General features: G+C 75.6%; 12 protein-coding genes and 1 pseudogene. 10 read left to right on the top strand and 3 right to left on the bottom strand.

Translation table 11 applies throughout. The annotated features are described in order from the left end of the window. The first annotated feature begins 1 nt into the window (after position 1). From ACZ6ZT_RS11200 to ACZ6ZT_RS11175, 6 genes are all read left to right on the top strand, one after another. On the top strand, positions 2 to 1,177 hold the full coding sequence (locus tag ACZ6ZT_RS11200) for a glycosyltransferase (protein WP_469718275.1): 1,176 nt from the start codon (positions 2 to 4) through the stop codon (positions 1,175 to 1,177). Further along, positions 1,174 to 3,114 carry a methyltransferase domain-containing protein gene (locus ACZ6ZT_RS11195; RefSeq protein WP_469717773.1) on the top strand — a complete coding sequence of 647 codons (1,941 nt, stop codon included), beginning with the start codon at positions 1,174 to 1,176 and terminating at the stop codon, positions 3,112 to 3,114. Before ACZ6ZT_RS11200 ends, ACZ6ZT_RS11195 begins: the two co-directional genes overlap by 4 nt. Before the next feature lie 334 nt (positions 3,115 to 3,448). Further along, positions 3,449 to 4,408: a galactokinase gene (locus tag ACZ6ZT_RS11190; RefSeq protein ID WP_469717771.1), complete on the top strand. Its 960-nt coding sequence runs from the start codon at positions 3,449 to 3,451 to the stop codon at positions 4,406 to 4,408. 46 nt (positions 4,409 to 4,454) lie between these two features. Continuing rightward, on the top strand, positions 4,455 to 5,708 hold the full coding sequence (locus tag ACZ6ZT_RS11185) for an alkaline phosphatase family protein (RefSeq protein WP_469717769.1): 1,254 nt from the start codon (positions 4,455 to 4,457) through the stop codon (positions 5,706 to 5,708). Between the two features lie 101 nt (positions 5,709 to 5,809). Beyond that, positions 5,810 to 6,004, top strand: coding sequence for a CsbD family protein (locus tag ACZ6ZT_RS11180; protein WP_469717767.1), 195 nt, complete (start codon positions 5,810 to 5,812; stop codon positions 6,002 to 6,004). A 152-nt stretch (positions 6,005 to 6,156) separates the two neighbouring features. Further along, positions 6,157 to 6,588: a DUF5709 domain-containing protein gene (locus ACZ6ZT_RS11175; protein ID WP_469717765.1), complete on the top strand. Its 432-nt coding sequence runs from the start codon at positions 6,157 to 6,159 to the stop codon at positions 6,586 to 6,588. A 39-nt stretch (positions 6,589 to 6,627) separates the two neighbouring features. On the opposite strand, the pseudogene ACZ6ZT_RS11170 reads toward ACZ6ZT_RS11175, so the two are convergent. From ACZ6ZT_RS11170 to ACZ6ZT_RS11160, 3 genes and pseudogenes are all read right to left on the bottom strand, one after another. Next, positions 6,628 to 7,443, bottom strand: a pseudogene (locus ACZ6ZT_RS11170) (YhjD/YihY/BrkB family envelope integrity protein); the annotation flags it as partial. Between the two features lie 42 nt (positions 7,444 to 7,485). Continuing rightward, positions 7,486 to 8,850: an acetate/propionate family kinase gene (locus tag ACZ6ZT_RS11165; RefSeq protein ID WP_469717763.1), complete on the bottom strand. Its 1,365-nt coding sequence runs from the start codon at positions 8,848 to 8,850 to the stop codon at positions 7,486 to 7,488. After that, complete coding sequence (locus ACZ6ZT_RS11160; RefSeq protein WP_469717760.1) at positions 8,847 to 11,198, bottom strand: phosphoketolase family protein; 2,352 nt, start codon at positions 11,196 to 11,198, stop codon at positions 8,847 to 8,849. Before ACZ6ZT_RS11160 ends, ACZ6ZT_RS11165 begins: the two co-directional genes overlap by 4 nt. A gap of 163 nt (positions 11,199 to 11,361) precedes the next feature. Between ACZ6ZT_RS11160 and ACZ6ZT_RS11155 the strand changes: the two genes are divergently transcribed. The 4 genes from ACZ6ZT_RS11155 to ACZ6ZT_RS11140 all read left to right on the top strand — a co-directional run bounded on the left by ACZ6ZT_RS11155 (position 11,362) and on the right by ACZ6ZT_RS11140 (position 14,492). Then, positions 11,362 to 12,366: a glutathione S-transferase family protein gene (locus tag ACZ6ZT_RS11155; RefSeq protein ID WP_469718271.1), complete on the top strand. Its 1,005-nt coding sequence runs from the start codon at positions 11,362 to 11,364 to the stop codon at positions 12,364 to 12,366. A 10-nt stretch (positions 12,367 to 12,376) separates the two neighbouring features. Continuing rightward, positions 12,377 to 13,021, top strand: coding sequence for an endonuclease (locus ACZ6ZT_RS11150; protein ID WP_469717758.1), 645 nt, complete (start codon positions 12,377 to 12,379; stop codon positions 13,019 to 13,021). 67 nt (positions 13,022 to 13,088) lie between these two features. Further along, complete coding sequence (locus ACZ6ZT_RS11145; RefSeq protein WP_469717755.1) at positions 13,089 to 13,868, top strand: crotonase/enoyl-CoA hydratase family protein; 780 nt, start codon at positions 13,089 to 13,091, stop codon at positions 13,866 to 13,868. A gap of 189 nt (positions 13,869 to 14,057) precedes the next feature. Continuing rightward, positions 14,058 to 14,492 (top strand): DUF7144 family membrane protein, encoded by a 435-nt coding sequence (locus tag ACZ6ZT_RS11140; RefSeq protein WP_469717752.1) that lies wholly within the window; start codon positions 14,058 to 14,060, stop codon positions 14,490 to 14,492. The last annotated feature ends 49 nt before the right edge of the window (positions 14,493 to 14,541 follow it).

Genomic DNA, 14,541 nt, shown 5'->3' with positions numbered 1-14,541 from the left:
GGTGCTCTTCACCGTGCCGCCGCTCGCGGGGCACGTCAATCCGACCGTCGCGGTCGGCGCGGAACTGGCCGCCCGGGGTCACGAGGTCGCGTGGACCGGCCCGGCCGGGGCGCTGGCGCGGATGCTGCCGGAGCCCGCCCGGATCCTGCCCGCCGGCGAGGAGGAGGGCGGCGGGTACGCGTCGCTGCACGCCCGCTGGCGCGATCTGCGCGGGGTCGGGGCGCTGCGGTTCCTGTGGGAGGAGGCGCTGGTGCCGCTCGCCCGGGCGATGGTGCCCGGCGTGATGGACGCGGTCCGTACGTTCGGGCCCGACCTGGTGGTCGCCGATCAGCAGGCCCTCGCCGGCCCGCTGGCCGCCCGCCGGCTCGGCGTGCCGTGGGCCACCTCCGCCAGCACCTCGGCCGAGCTCACCCGGCCCTTCGCGGACTTCCCGAAGGTGGGGGAGTGGGTGGCCGAGCGGATCGGCGGGCTGCTGGCCGAGTTCGGGGAGGACGGCGGCGCGGACGCGGCCGGACCGGCGTGGGATCCACGGTTCTCGGACCGGCTGGTCCTGGTGTTCTCCAGCCGCGCGCTCGTGGGGGAGTGCGTGGCGTACCCGCCGCACTACGCCTTCGTCGGACCGGCCTTCGGGGCCCGCCCGCCCGCCCCCGCGTTCCCGTGGGAGCGGCTGGACCCGGCGCGGCGGCGGGTGCTCGTATCGCTGGGCACCCTCAACCAGGAGGCCGGCGGCCGGTTCTACGGGGCGGTCCTGGGCGCCGCCGAACGGCTGCGGGCGGACGTGCAGTTGATCCTGGTGGCCCCGGCCGGGCTGGTCGGCGCGGTGCCCGGGCACGCACTGCTGCGCGAGAGCGTGCCGCAGCTGGACCTGTTGCCCCATCTGGACGCGGTGGTCTGCCACGGCGGCCACAACACCGTGTGCGAGGCCCTCGCGCACGGGCTGCCGCTGGTCGTCGCGCCCATCCGCGACGACCAGCCCATCGTCGCCCGGCAGGTCGTCGACGCCGGGGCCGGGGTGCGGGTGCGGTTCGGCAGGACCCGCGCCGAGGAACTGCGCGACGCGCTGACGGCCGTGCTCGACGACCCCGCCCACCGCCGGGGTGCCCGGCGGATCCAGGCCTCATTCGCCGCCGCGGGCGGGGCAGCCGCCGCGGCCGACCGGTTGGAGGAACTCGTATGACGCGCCTACCGCTCCCTCCCCCCTTTCCCAACCTGCCGCACCTGCCGCACCTGCCGCTCGCCCGGCCCCGCGTGCCGTGGACCTCCGCCGTGGTGCTGGCCGCGCTCGGGGCGGGCACCGTGCGCGCCGCCCGCCGGCTGCGGGACATCCCGGTCCTGCCCACGACCGTGCCCCCGGGGGCCGGGCTGCCGCGCGCCGCCGGGTGGCGGCTGCTCACCGCCCGGGGGGTCGAGCCGGACGCGGCCACCTTCCTCGCCGCGTGCGCGCACGCCGAACGGGAGGGGCTGCGCGTACTGGACCTGCTGCCCGCGGACCTCGCCACCGAACGGGTCCTCGGTCTGCTGCGGCTGGTCGATCCGGCCGGGTACCGGCAGGACCGGCTCGGCGAGGGGCGGGGAGCGGGGTTCGCCCTGCTCGTCACCGAGGAGGTGCTCGCGCGGGCCGGGGTGGATCCGGCCGCGCCGCACCCCACCCCGGCAGAACTCCTCGCGCTGACCCGCCGTTTGAAGGAGTACGCCGCCGACGCCACGGGCCTGGCCATCGCCCCGGCCCTGAGCTGCGGCCCGCCGGCCGACGCGGGCGGGGCCGCGCGGGGCGCCGAGCTGCGGGCCCAGGGGCTGCCGCCGGGGGCGCTGGCCGCCGCCCAGCTCGCCGGGCTCGCGCTGCTGGCGGGCGTCGCCGTCCGCCAGGGCCGGTGGGGGGCCGCCGCGGCGGCCCTGTACTGGATCCAGCCCTGCCTCGCGCTCGGCCGGCCCGGCACCCCGCTGCGCCCCGCCGACCTGGCCTCGGCGACGGCCACCCGGCCGCTGCGCTCCCTCGGCGCGGCCCTGCGCACCGCCGCCGCGACGACGGCCCCCGCCCGGCGGGGCGTCCGCGACTCCGGGTCCGGGGACGCCCGTACCGCCGCCGCGCGGGCCGCCGCCTACCGGGCCGATCTGGCCGGCGGTGTCGACCGGTTCCTCGAACCCCGCCGGCCGGACTGTCCCTGGTGCGGCTCCGGGCGGCTGTCCGTCCGGGTCGAGGTGCCCGACCTGCTCCAGGCCAAGCCCGGCCGGTTCACCCTGGAGGGGTGCGGGGAGTGCGGGCACGTCTTCCAGAACCCCCGGCTGACGGTGGAGGGGCTGGAGTTCTACTACCGGGACTTCTACGACGGCCGGGGCGGGGAGGGCGCCGCCACGGTCTTCGGACGGCTCGGCGCCGCCTACCGGGGCCGTGCGGAGATGCTCCGGCCCCACGCCGACCCGGCCTCCTGGCTCGATGTCGGCACCGGGCACGGCCACTTCTGCAACGCGGCGCGGGCCGTCTGGCCGGACACCCGGTTCGACGGGCTCGACATGGGCGACGGGGTCCGCGAGGCGGAGCGGCGCGGCTGGGTGGAGACCGGGTACCAGGGCCAGTTCCCGGAGTTCGCGGAGAAACTGGCGGGCCAGTACGAGGTGGTCAGCATGTACCACTACCTGGAACACACCCGCGACCCGTTCGCCGAACTGGACACGGCGGCGGCCGTCCTCGCTCCCGGCGGGTACCTGGCCATCGAACTGCCCGACCCGGAATCGCGCATGGCCCGGCTGCTCGGCCCGGCCTGGCTGCCCTGGTTCCAGCCGCAGCACCAGCACCTGATCCCTGCGGCGAACCTGCGCGGGGCGCTGGCCGAGCGGGGCTTCACCGTCGTCGCGGAGAAACACGGGCCGGCCCACCAGGGCAACGACTTCTTCGGCGCGGTCGCCCTGACCGCGACCCGGCTGGCACCGGACCCGGACCGGCCGTGGGGCCCGCCCGCCACGCCCGGCGCACGGGCCCGCACCGCGGCCGTACGGGTGGCGGCGTTGCCCTGCTTCGCCACGGCGGCAATCCTCGACACCCTCCGCACGACCGCGGCCCGCCGCACGGACGGCGGCAACGCCTACCGCCTCCTGGCCCGGAAGGCGCCCCGATGACCCCGGGAGGATCCGCCTCCCGGAAACGGCCGCCGGGGGCGAGGCCGACGGCGCGGCCTCCGGCGGCGTGGCTCCCGGCGGTGTGCCTTCCAGCGGCGTGCCTTCTGGCGGCGTGGCCTCCGGTGGCATGGCTTCGGGCGGCGTGGACTCCGGTGGTGGAGCTTCCGACAGCACGGTTTCCGGCGGTATGGCTTCCGGCGGAGTGGCGTCCAGCGGCGTGGCCTCCGGAGGCGTGGGCGGTGGTGGAGCTTCCGGTGGCGCGGGTTCCGGCGGCGTGGACTCCGGTGGTGGAGCTTCCGACAGCACGGCTTCGGGCAGCGTGGCCTCCGGTGGCTTGGCCTCCGGCGACGCGGCCCTCCACGGCGTGCTCGGCGCCCACGGCGGCGGAGCCGGGGATCCGGTGGGCGGGATCGCCCGGCGGGCCACCGCCGATCCGTTGCACCGGCTCGTCGCCTATGCCCTGGAGGCCGCGCACGGGCGGCCCCCGGTCGCCGTCTGGAGCGCCCCGTACGCCTTCCACCTGGAGGACCCGGACCTCGTCGCGGCGGCCGGCTGGCCGGTGGCGGTCGCGGCGGCCCCGCGCACCGACGGGCTGGTGCGGCTCAGCTCCCTCGCCCACCCCGCCGACGGCTGCGACCTCCCGCTGACCCCCTCGGGGCCGCCGCCCGCCACCCCGGCCTGGGCCGCCCGCCCGTACGCCCTGCTGCGCGCGCTGGCCCGCGCCGGGTACGGCCGCGGCGGGACCGACCTGCACGTCCAGGGCTCCCTCACCCCGGCCGCCGGGCTGTGGACGGAGGAACCCGCCGACTGCGCCATCGCCCTCGCGGTGGCCGACGTACACGCCCCGCGCGGAGAGGACCCCGACCGGGCGCGCCTGGCCGGACTGCTGGCCCGGGCCCTGCCGGACGGCGATGCCGCGCTGCGCCGGGCGGTGCTCTTCGCCCGCCCCGGCGAAGCCCTCCTGCCGGAGCGGGGGCCGCAACCCCGCCACACCGCCTTCGACCCGTCCGCCTCGGGGTCCCGCCTGGTGCTGCTCGCCGTACGCGGGGGCCCCGCCGCCGCCCCGGACCCGGCGGCCGACCTCGCCCGCGCCGTGGCGTGCGCCCGCCGGGCCGGGGCGCTCGCCGCGTGGCGGCCCGGACCGCGGCCGGGACGGAGCGTGCTGGTGCTGCTGCCGGAGGCACGCCGCACGACCGTACGGGCGGCGGTCGCCGAGGAGTTCCGCGAGCACGGCCGGCCCGTACCCCGGTTCCTGAACATCGCCGTGGCCGGCGCCGCCCGGCGCGAGGAATGACCCCACCGACCCCACCCCACCGACCCACCCCGAGGAGGCACCCCCCATGCGCACCCCTTCCCGCCCGCCCGTCCCCGGCGCGAGACGCCGGACCCGCCGGTCGGCCGTCCTCTGCGCCGCGACCGCCGCCCTGGGCGCGCTCGGCCTGCTGGGCGCCTTCACCCTCGCCGACTCGCGGGCGGTGGACGGCGTCCCGGCCGGCCCCGCCCGTGCGGCGGCGCTCCCCGCGTACGACCACGTGGTCGTCGTCGTGTACGAGAACAAGCAGTACGGGGAGATCATCGGCAGTGGCAACGCCCCGTACGTCAACCAACTGGCGAGCGGCGGCGCGAGCCTGACCGGCATGAAGGCGCTGACCCACCCCAGCCAGCCGAACTACTTCAACCTCTTCTCCGGCGCCACCCAGGGCATCACCGGGGACGGCTGCTACACCCCGCAGTCGATGACCGCGCCCAACCTCGGGCAGGAGCTGATCGCGGCCGGCAAGACCTTCGCGACGTACAACGAGGACCTGCCCGCCGAGGGTTCCACGGCCTGCACCAACGGCCAGTACGCGCAGAAGCACAACCCGTGGTTCGCCTTCAGGAACGTACCGCTGAACACCGGCAAGACCTGGGCGCAGTTCCCGCAGGGCGACTTCGCGGCGCTGCCGGACCTGTCGTTCGTCGTGCCCAACCAGTGCAACGACATGCACTCCTGCTCCGTCGCCACGGGCGACACCTGGACGAAGAACAACCTCGACGCCTACGCCCGCTGGGCGAAGGCCAACAACAGCCTGCTCGTGCTGACCTGGGACGAGGACAACTACCTCGGCTCCAACCAGATCGCCACCGTCTTCTACGGCGCCGACGTCAAGACGGGCACGTACGCGACCCCCTTCAACCACCACCACCTGCTGCGCACCTTCGAGGACCTCTTCGGCACGGCGACGCACGCGGGCAACGCCGCCAACGTCCCCCCGATCAGCGAGGTGTTCACCACCGGCACGGGCCCCACACCGACGCCCACGCCCACGCCGACCCCGACGCCCACCTCCGGTGACCTGAAGCTGGCCGACCCCGGCCCCCAGACCTGCCGCATCAACCAGGACTGCACCATCCAGCTCACCACCACCGGCGGAAAACCCCCCGCCCGCTACACCGCCACCGGACTCCCCTGGGGCCTCACCCTCAACCCCACCACCGGCCGCATCACCGGCAAACCCTGGGCCACCGGAACCCTCCAGATCACCGCCACCGCCACCGACACCACCCCCACCACCGCCACCACCACCTTCCCCCTCACCCTCACCTGGTTCTGACCACACGATCCGGTCCGCACGCCACCACTCGCCGAGCGGAATGTCTGTTTCTCGCCTAGTTTGTCGTCCGTTGGATCGTTCCGATTCGTCAAGGAGTTCGCATGGCCGACAAGGGCAAGATGGACCAGGCAAAGGGCAAGGCGAAGGAAGCCGCCGGCAAGATCACCGGCAGCGACCGGATGAAGGCCGAGGGCAAGATGGACCAGGCCAAGGGCCAGGCCAAGGAGATGCGGTCCCAGACGGAGGAGCGCGCCCGCGGCGCGGCCGACAGCCTCCGGGACAAGAAGCGCAAGTAGCCGAGCGCACCCGACCGGGCCGCCCCTCGCACACAGGGGCCGGCCCGGTCGGTCGTGCTCGGACCGCGTGATCCGCCGATTTCGGGGGAGGTGCCCCAAGAAGGAGCGGCGCGCATCCGGGGCGCCGCCGCGACCAGGAGAGGACACCACTCATGAGCACATCCGACGCCCGCGGTGACGACGTCTACCAGCCCCAGCCGGAGACCGAGCCGTCCGAGCGGCAGCCGGACATGGACGACAGCGTCGGGGAACCCGACACCGATGCCATCCTCGACCAGGGGTACTCCCCGCCCGAACGGCCCTACGCGCGGGACGGGGGCACGAGCCTGGACGATCGCCTGGCCCGGGAGCTCCCCGAGGACGCGGCCCCGCCGGGGGACGGGATCGGCGACCTGGTCGACGGCGAGGGCGAGCCCGTCGACCCGGAGGTGGGCGACGCCCGCGCGGGGCGGCTGACCTCGGTCCACGACTTCCCGCACGAGAACAGCGTGCTCGCGCGCGACGTCGGCGTCGACGCGGCGGCGGCCTCCGCCGAAGAAGCCGCCGTGCACGTCATCGAGGAGCCGGACGAGGACGTTCTGTAACTCCCCGACGTCATGCTCCCGACCCTGCTCCCGCCGTGGCGCCGGTGGCCGCGCCCGGCGGAGCAGGGCCTCGTGGAGCAGCCGCCCGGCCAGCGCGCCCCCCAGTACCACGACGCCGACGCCGACCAGCCAGGACTGGATGACGAGCACGGTGCCGAACGGGCCGTAGGTCACGGCGCTCGACGCGATCAGCGGAGAGAAGACGAACCGGGAGAAGATCCGCAGCCCCAGCAGCCCGAGCATCGTGGCGACTGCCCCCGGCAGCAGCGCCCGCCAGGCGATCCGGCCGCTGAGCAGCAGGCGCTGGGACCACCAGAAGAACAGGGTGCCGACCACCAGGGTGACGGCCCCGCGGGCGGGGGACGCGCGCCACGGCGGGGTGACCGAGGACAGGTACAGCACGCCGATCAGCACGCAGAGCCACAGGGCGTGCCGCCACCTGGCCCACCAGCGCGCCGCGGGCAGGTCCCAGACGCGCTCGTACCCGCTCTGCAGCATGGTCCCGAAGGACAGCCCGAAGACCGCGAGCACGGCCAGGCCGAAGGCTGTCGTGGTGCGCCACGTCTGGCCGGGCAGGGCGAACAGGTGCCCGATCTCCGCCCGGGCGGGCGCGGAGACTCCGAGTCCGTCCCCGATCCACTGGGCGAAGTCCGCTCCGCCGCCCGCGTGGGCGGCGGAGACGACGACGAGCAACGGCACCAGCGTCAGGAAGCCCAGCGCGGCGAAGCCGAGCGCGTACTGCCACAGGCCGACGCCCTGGACGAGGCCCCAACGGCTGCCCGCCCGGGCCCGGCGGACGGCACTGAGCGCGCGCCCCAGTGGCGACAGCCTCCGGGGCGCGCCGGTCCCGGTCATCTCACACCGGACCTCCCGCCGCGCTCGTCCCCCTCCCGGCGCCTACCCGCTGTCCCCCGGATAGTCCTCCCGGGGGTCCGCTTCTCCCGCCCGGTGCAGCAGGTGGTCCCGGCGGGGCCGGTCCGCGTTGGACCGCCGGACCCGGGCCTCGTCGGGGGCGGGCTGGGGCGCGCCGGTGCCGGTGCGGGAGGCGGTGCCCGGCGGGCGCCCGTGGTCGTCCGCCGGACCGCCCTCGTGCTGGAGCAGCGGCCGGTCCGGGGCCGACGGCCCCCCGCCGTGCTCGCTTTCGCTCTCACTTTTGCTCTCGCGCTCGCGCAGACAGGCGAGGGTCTCGTGGGCGAGCTGCTGGATCTCGCCCGTGGGGACGACGAGGACGGGCACGGCCGCGTCCGGCGCGCTGACCAGGGCGGGCTGTTCCGGGTTCGCGCGCGAGAGGCCGCCCTCGACACCCAGGACGGCCAGGCCGGCCGCCACGGCCTCCCGTACCTCGGGCTGGTCCTCGCCGATCTCGCCGGTGAAGACGAGCGCGTCCAGCCGGTCCAGGGAGGCCGCGACCCCCGCGATGCCCCGGCGCACGCCCAGGGTGAACACGTCCAGGGCCAGCGCGGCGTCGCCGTCCCCGGCCGCCCGGGCCCGTACCAGCTCACGCGTGTCACCGGACGTCCCGGACAGGCCCAGCAGGCCCGACTCGTCGGAGACTACCTCCCGCAGCCGCTCCGGCCCGATGCCGAGGGCGGTCTGCAACCACAGCAGCATCCCGGGGTCGACGCTGCCGCTGCGCTTGCTCATCGGCATGCCCTCCAGCGGGGTGAGGCCCATGGTCGTGTCCACGCTCACGCCCTCGCGGACCGCGCAGGCGGAGCAGCCCCCGCCGAGGTGCGCGATGACCAGCTGGAGTTCCTCGGGCGCACGCCCCAGTACCTGGGCGGCGCGCCGCAGGGCGTACGCGTACGACAGGCCGTGGAACCCGTAGCGGTAGAGCCCGTGGCGCCGGGTCAGCTCCCGCGGCAGGGCGTACGTCCGGGCCGGCTCGGGCAGGCCGTGGTGGAAGGCGGTGTCCGGGCAGGCGACGTGCGGGACGTCCGGCAGGGCCCGCCGGGCGGCGTCGAGCGCGGCCAGCGCGGGTGGTACGTGGGTGGGGGCGAGGCCGGCGGCCTCTTCCAGCCGCGCGCGCAGGGTGTCGTCCACGACGGCGGGACGGCGCAGATGGCGGCCGCCGTGGACGAGGCGGTGACCGCACGCCTCGACGGGCGGGGCCTGACCGAGCAACTCCTCCAGGGCCGGGCCCGTCTCCTCGTCCGGCCGCTTGTCGAAGTCCCGGCGGGCCAGGACGTTCCCCGCCGCGTCGACGACGGCGAGGTGCAGGCTGGAGGAGCCCGCGTCGACCACGAGGACCGCACCGCTCACGACGGCCACCTCCACTCGGTGATCTCGGCCGGGTCCACACCGGTGCGGCGCAGCTCCGCCCGCAGCCCGTCGCGGTGGTCCGCGTAGGCGAGGGCGAGCTCGCGGGCACCGCCGTGCCGGTCCGCCAGCTGCTCCAGGACCGCGATGGCGAGGTCGTGCCGGGAGGTCCCGTTGAGCGCGAGCAGGTCGTACGGGGTGGTGGTCGTGCCCTCCTCGACGTACCCGCGGACGTGGAACCGGCCGGGGTGGGGCCGCCCGTGCAGCAACTGGTGCACGGCGGAGGGGTAGCCGTGGAAGTCGAGGACGACGGGGGTGTCCTCGCCGAACAGCGCCCGGAACCGGTCGTCCGGCATACCGTGCGGATGCCGGTCCGGCGGGGCCAGCGCGCACAGGTCGACGATGTTCACGAAGCGGATCGCGGCCCCGGGCAGATCGCGCCGCAGCAGGTCGGCGGCGGCCAGCGACTCGACGGTCGGGATGCCCCCGGCGCAGGCCAGGACCACCTCCGCGGCGCCGCCGCCGTAGCTGCTCGCCCACTCCCAGACGCTGGCCCCGGCCCGGCAGTGCGCGCGGGCCTCGTCCAGCCCGAGCCACTGGGCCGCCTCGTGCTTGCCCGCGACGACGACGTCGACCTTGCCGGTCTCGTCCAGCACCTTCTCCATGGTGACCAGGAGGGTGTTCGCGTCGGGCGGCAGGTAGACGCCGGTGACACTGCTCTTGCGGTTCAGCAGGTTGTTGATGAAACCGGGCCCCTGGTGGCTGTACCCGTTGTGCTCCTGGCGCCAGCCCTCGCTGCTGAGCAGGTAGACGAGGCTGCTCACCGGGGCGCGCCAGGGCACTTCGCGGGAGAGCTTCAGCCACTTGGCGTACTGGTTGGCCATGCTGTCCACGACGGACGCGAAGGCCTCGTACGTGGGGAAGAGGCCGTGCCGGCCGGTGAGCAGGTAGCCCTGGAGCCAGCCCTGGCAGTTGTGCTCGGAGAGCATCTCCATCACCCGGCCGTCGCGGCTCAGGTCCTCGGAGTACTCCTCGACCGGCCAGACGTACGCGCGCCCGCTGGCCGGCAGGACGGCGTCGAGCTTGTTGGAGGCGAGCTCGTCGGGCGAGACGATGCGGAAGTCGCGGTGTCCGGCGCTGCGCAGCATCAGGTCCGCCAGCCAGTCGCCGAGCACCCGGGTGGGGCTCGCGGTGGCCGTGCCCGGGCCCTTGGAGACGTCGACCGCGTACGGCGCCGGCGGCGGCAGGTCCAGCGGGCGGCGCAGCCGGCCCCCGTTGGCGGCGGGCTGCGCGCCGATCCGCGCGGCGCCCTCCGGTACGCAGGCCAGGACGTCCGCCACGGGGCGGCCCGCCTCGTCGAAGAGCTCCTGCGGACGGTAGGAGCGCAGCCACGCTTCGAGGGCCCGGAGCTGTTCCGGGTCCTCGCGGACGTCGGGCAGGGGCACCTGGTGGGCGTGGAAGGTGCCCTCGATCGCCTTGCCCTCGACCTCGGCCGGGGCGCCCTGCCCCTTGAGGCTGCGCAGGACGATCATCGGCCAGGCGGGCCGCACCGGCTTGTCACCCGTCCGGGCCCGGTGCTGGAGGTCGCGGATGGTGGCGTGCGCGTCGAGGACGGCCGCCGTGAGGGGCTCTCCGGGCGGGTCGGCGGTGACGTCGACGATGCGCGGGTCCCAGCCGTAGCCCCGGAAGAGGCTGGTCAGCTCCTCGTCCGACATCGTCGCGAAGACCGTCGGCGAGGAGATCTTGAAGCCGTTGAGGTGCAGGAACGGCAGGACCGCGCCCCCGCTGACCGGGTCCAGGTACTTCGTGGAGTGCCAGGCCCCGGCGGTGGGGCCGGTCTCCGCCTCGCCGTCGCCGACGACGCAGGCCACGATCCGGTCGGGGGCGTCCAGCGCGGCGCCGAACGCGGTGGCCAGGGCGTAGCCGAGCTCGCCGCCCTCGTGGAGGGTGCCCGGGACGGCGGGGGAGAGGTGGCTCGGGAAGCCGTCCGGGGCGCAGTAGCGGCGCGCCAGCTCGCGCAGCCCGTCCGCGTTCCTGGCCAGGGCGGGGTCGTAGTCCTCGTGCGTGCCTTCGAGCCACAGGTTGGCGTGCACGGCCGGTGCGCCGTGGCCCGGCCCGGTCACCAGCAGGACGTCGGCGCCGCGCTCGCGGACCAGGGCGTCGAGGGCGGTGTAGACCATGGTGATGCCGGGGCAGGTGCCCCAATGGCCGAGCAGTCTCGGCTTGATGTCCTCGGGCCGCAGGGGCCGGGTCAGCAGGACGTTGTCCCGCAGATAGATGAGGGCAGCCGCCACGTAGTCGGCGGCCCTCCGGTAAGCGCGCTGGTCGGGCTGCCGGGGGGACTCGGTCACGACATCGCTCCGCAAGGGCCGGGGAACCTTCACCCCCGCCGCCTGCCCCCGCCCGCGCCCCTGAACCACCGCCGTCGGGCGTAACCGGGCACGGACCGGCCCGGAGTCCGCCGGCCCGGGGAGTCCCCCGGGGGATCACGGGTAGGCGGCGGGGGTGAACTACGTGAGCCCCGGCAAGGGGTACTCCCGCGACGGCCGGTACCTCACCACCCGGATCACCGCCGACGGCCGCGACGGCTACCCGGTGGAGCCCGGCCGCTACCGGCTGGTGGTCAGCCGGGCCTGCCCCTGGGCCAGCCGGGCCGTCGTCGTACGGCGGCTCCTCGGGCTGGAGGAGGCGCTGCCCATGGCCGTCGCCGGGCCGGTGCACGACGAGCGCAGCTGGACCTTCGACCTGGACCCGGGCGGACGCGACCCGGTGCTCGGCATCGAGCGGCTCCGGGAGGCCTACCTCGCGCGCGACCCCGGCTACGACCGGGGCATCACGGTGCCGGCCCTCGTGGACGTGCCCACCGGAAAGGTGGTCACCAACGACTTCCCGCGCATCACGCTCGACCTGTCACTGGAGTGGCGGGCCCACCACCGCGCGGGCGCCCCCGACCTCTATCCCGCCGCCCTGCGCCCCGCCATCGACGCCGTCAACGAGGTCGTGTACCGGGACGTGAACAACGCCGTGTACCAGGCCGGGTTCGCGGGCGGCCAGCAGGCGTACGAGGAGGCGTACCAGCGGCTCTTCGCCCGCCTCGACCGGCTCTCGGCCCGCCTGGAACGCTCCCGCTACCTGGTCGGCGACACCATCACCGAGGCCGACGTACGGCTGTTCACCACCCTGGTGCGCTTCGACGCCGTCTATCACGGCCACTTCAAGTGCAACCGGAACAAGCTGAGCGAGATGCCCGTCCTCTGGGCGTACGCGCGGGACCTGTTCCAGACGCCCGGCTTCGGCGACACCGTCGACTTCGAACACATCAAACGGCATTACTACCTGGTCCACACCGACATCAATCCCACCGGGATCGTGCCCGCGGGACCCGATCTCTCGGGCTGGCTCGAACCGCACGGCCGCGCGGCCCTCGGGGGAAGGCCGTTCGGCGCCGGCACCGCGCCCGGCCCGGTCGCCCCCGCGGAAGCGGTACCGGCCGGCCACACCCCGCTCCCGCGGGCCTAGGAGGCGTGCCATGGCCGAACACGCGACGACCGTACGGCGGCTGATGGAGGAGTACGGGCGCACCCACGCCGAGGAAGCGGGCATCGGGCTGCGGAACACGCCCGCGCCGCTGTACCGGCTGCTGACCCTCTGCGTGCTGTTCTCCGTCCCCATCAGCGCCGACATGGCGGTGGCGGCGGCCCGGGAACTGGCCGCGGCCGGGATGCGCACCCCGCGCGCCATGCTGGACGCCTCCTGGCAGGACCGGGTGGACGCCCTGGGCCGCGCCCACTATCGCCGCTACGACGAGAGCACCTCCACCGCGCTGGGCGCCGGGGCGCAACTCGTCCTCGACCGCTGGCACGGAGACCTGCGCCGGCTGCGCGAGGAGGCCGACGGGGACCCCGCGCGCGTGCGCGACCTGCTGCGGGAGGTACCGCGCATCGGACCGGTGGGAGCGGACATCTTCTGCCGGGAGGCCCAGGGGCTGTGGCCCGAACTGCGCCCCGCCTTCGACGACCGGGCCCGCCACGCCGCCGCCGAGCTGGGACTCCCGACGTCCCCCGAGGCGCTGGCCGGCCTCGTCGGCGCCGACGACCTGCCGCGGCTGGCGGCCGCCCTGGTCCGCGTCGAACTGCACAAGGGCGCCGCCGAGCGCCTGCGCGAAACCGGCTGACCACCCGCTACCGGGGCGGCGACCGAGGTGCCACCATGGGCCCGGGCCGTTCGGGAAGGGGCGCGGGATGGGCGAGGAGCCGGCGGTACGGATCGAGCGGGACGGGCCGGTGTTCACGGTGGTCCTCAGCCGGCCCGAGGTGCGCAACGCGGTCGACGGCCCGACGGCGGCCCTGCTCGCCGACGCCTTCCGCGCGTTCGAGGCCGACGAGGACGCCGCCGTCGCCGTGCTGTGGGGCGAGGGCGGCACGTTCTGCTCCGGCGCCGACCTCAAGGCCGTCGGCACCCCGCGCGGCAACCGGGTCGGCGCCGACGGCGACGGGCCGATGGGGCCCACCCGGATGCGGCTGGGCAAGCCGGTCATCGCCGCCGTCGCCGGACACGCCGTCGCCGGCGGCCTGGAACTGGCCCTCTGGTGCGACCTGCGGGTGGCGGAGGAGGACGCCGTCTTCGGGGTCTTCTGCCGTCGCTGGGGCGTACCGCTCGTGGACGGCGGCACCGTCCGGCTGCCGCGCCTCATCGGGGAGAGCCATGCCATGGACCTGATCCTCACCGGCCGCGAGGTCTCCGCCGCCGAGGCGTACGGGATGGGCCTCGCCAACCGGCTCGTACCGCCGGGCCGGGCCCGCGCCGAGGCGGAGGAACTGGCCCGGCGGATCGCCGCTTTCCCGCAGCTGTGCCTGCGCCACGACCGGCTGTCGGTGCTGGAACAGCACGGGCTGGGCGAGCCGGAGGCCCTGGCCGCCGAGTTCCGGCACGGCGCGGTCCCGCTCGCGGCCGGGGAGACGCAGGCGGGGGCCGACCGGTTCGCGGCGGGGGCCGGCCGGCACGGTACGTACGAGGACTGAACCGGCCCGGCGCTGCGCCGAGCCGGCCCAGCGCTCCGCCGACCGACCGGCCCGGCGCTCCGGGGACCAACCGGGCGGCACAGCGGCACGGTCACCCGAACGGCCGCGCTCCGGTGTCCCCCACGCGGGCTCCGCAGAAGGCTGGAGGGTGCGCCGGAACCGGCGTACCCGCGGTCGAAGGAGCTTCCCGTGTCCCAGCAGACGACCCCCCGGTCCCCCCACCCCGACGGCGCCCGCTACGCCTGGGCGGCGGGCGGCACGGTGTTCGCCGGTGTCCTCCTCCTCGTCAACGGCGTCCTCGGCGTGATCAAGGGCATCTCGGGCATCGCCGAGGACGACGTGTACACCCGGCTGGGGTCCTACGTGTTCCGGTTCAACGTCACGGCGTGGGGCTGGATCCACCTGGTGATCGGCGTCATCCTGCTCGTCGTCGGCGCCTTCCTCCTCAAGGGCGCGGGCTGGGCGCGCGTCGTCGGTGTGGCCCTCGCCGCCATCAACGTGATCATCGACTTCATGTGGCTCCCGTACACGCCGGTCTGGGCCATCGTCTCGATCGCCATCTCCCTCTTCATCATCTGGGCCCTGTGCACGGACGGCAGCCGCCCCGCGTCCCGCCCCGTCTGACCGCCCGCCGCCCGACGCGGGACCCCGCCGTGAGCACCTCGCAGCGGGG

The sequence above is a fragment of the Streptomyces sp. NPDC102258 genome (assembly GCF_055584685.1).
The sequence above is the reverse complement of the archived record's forward strand: the minus strand, read 5'-3'. Positions and strand labels throughout refer to the sequence as shown.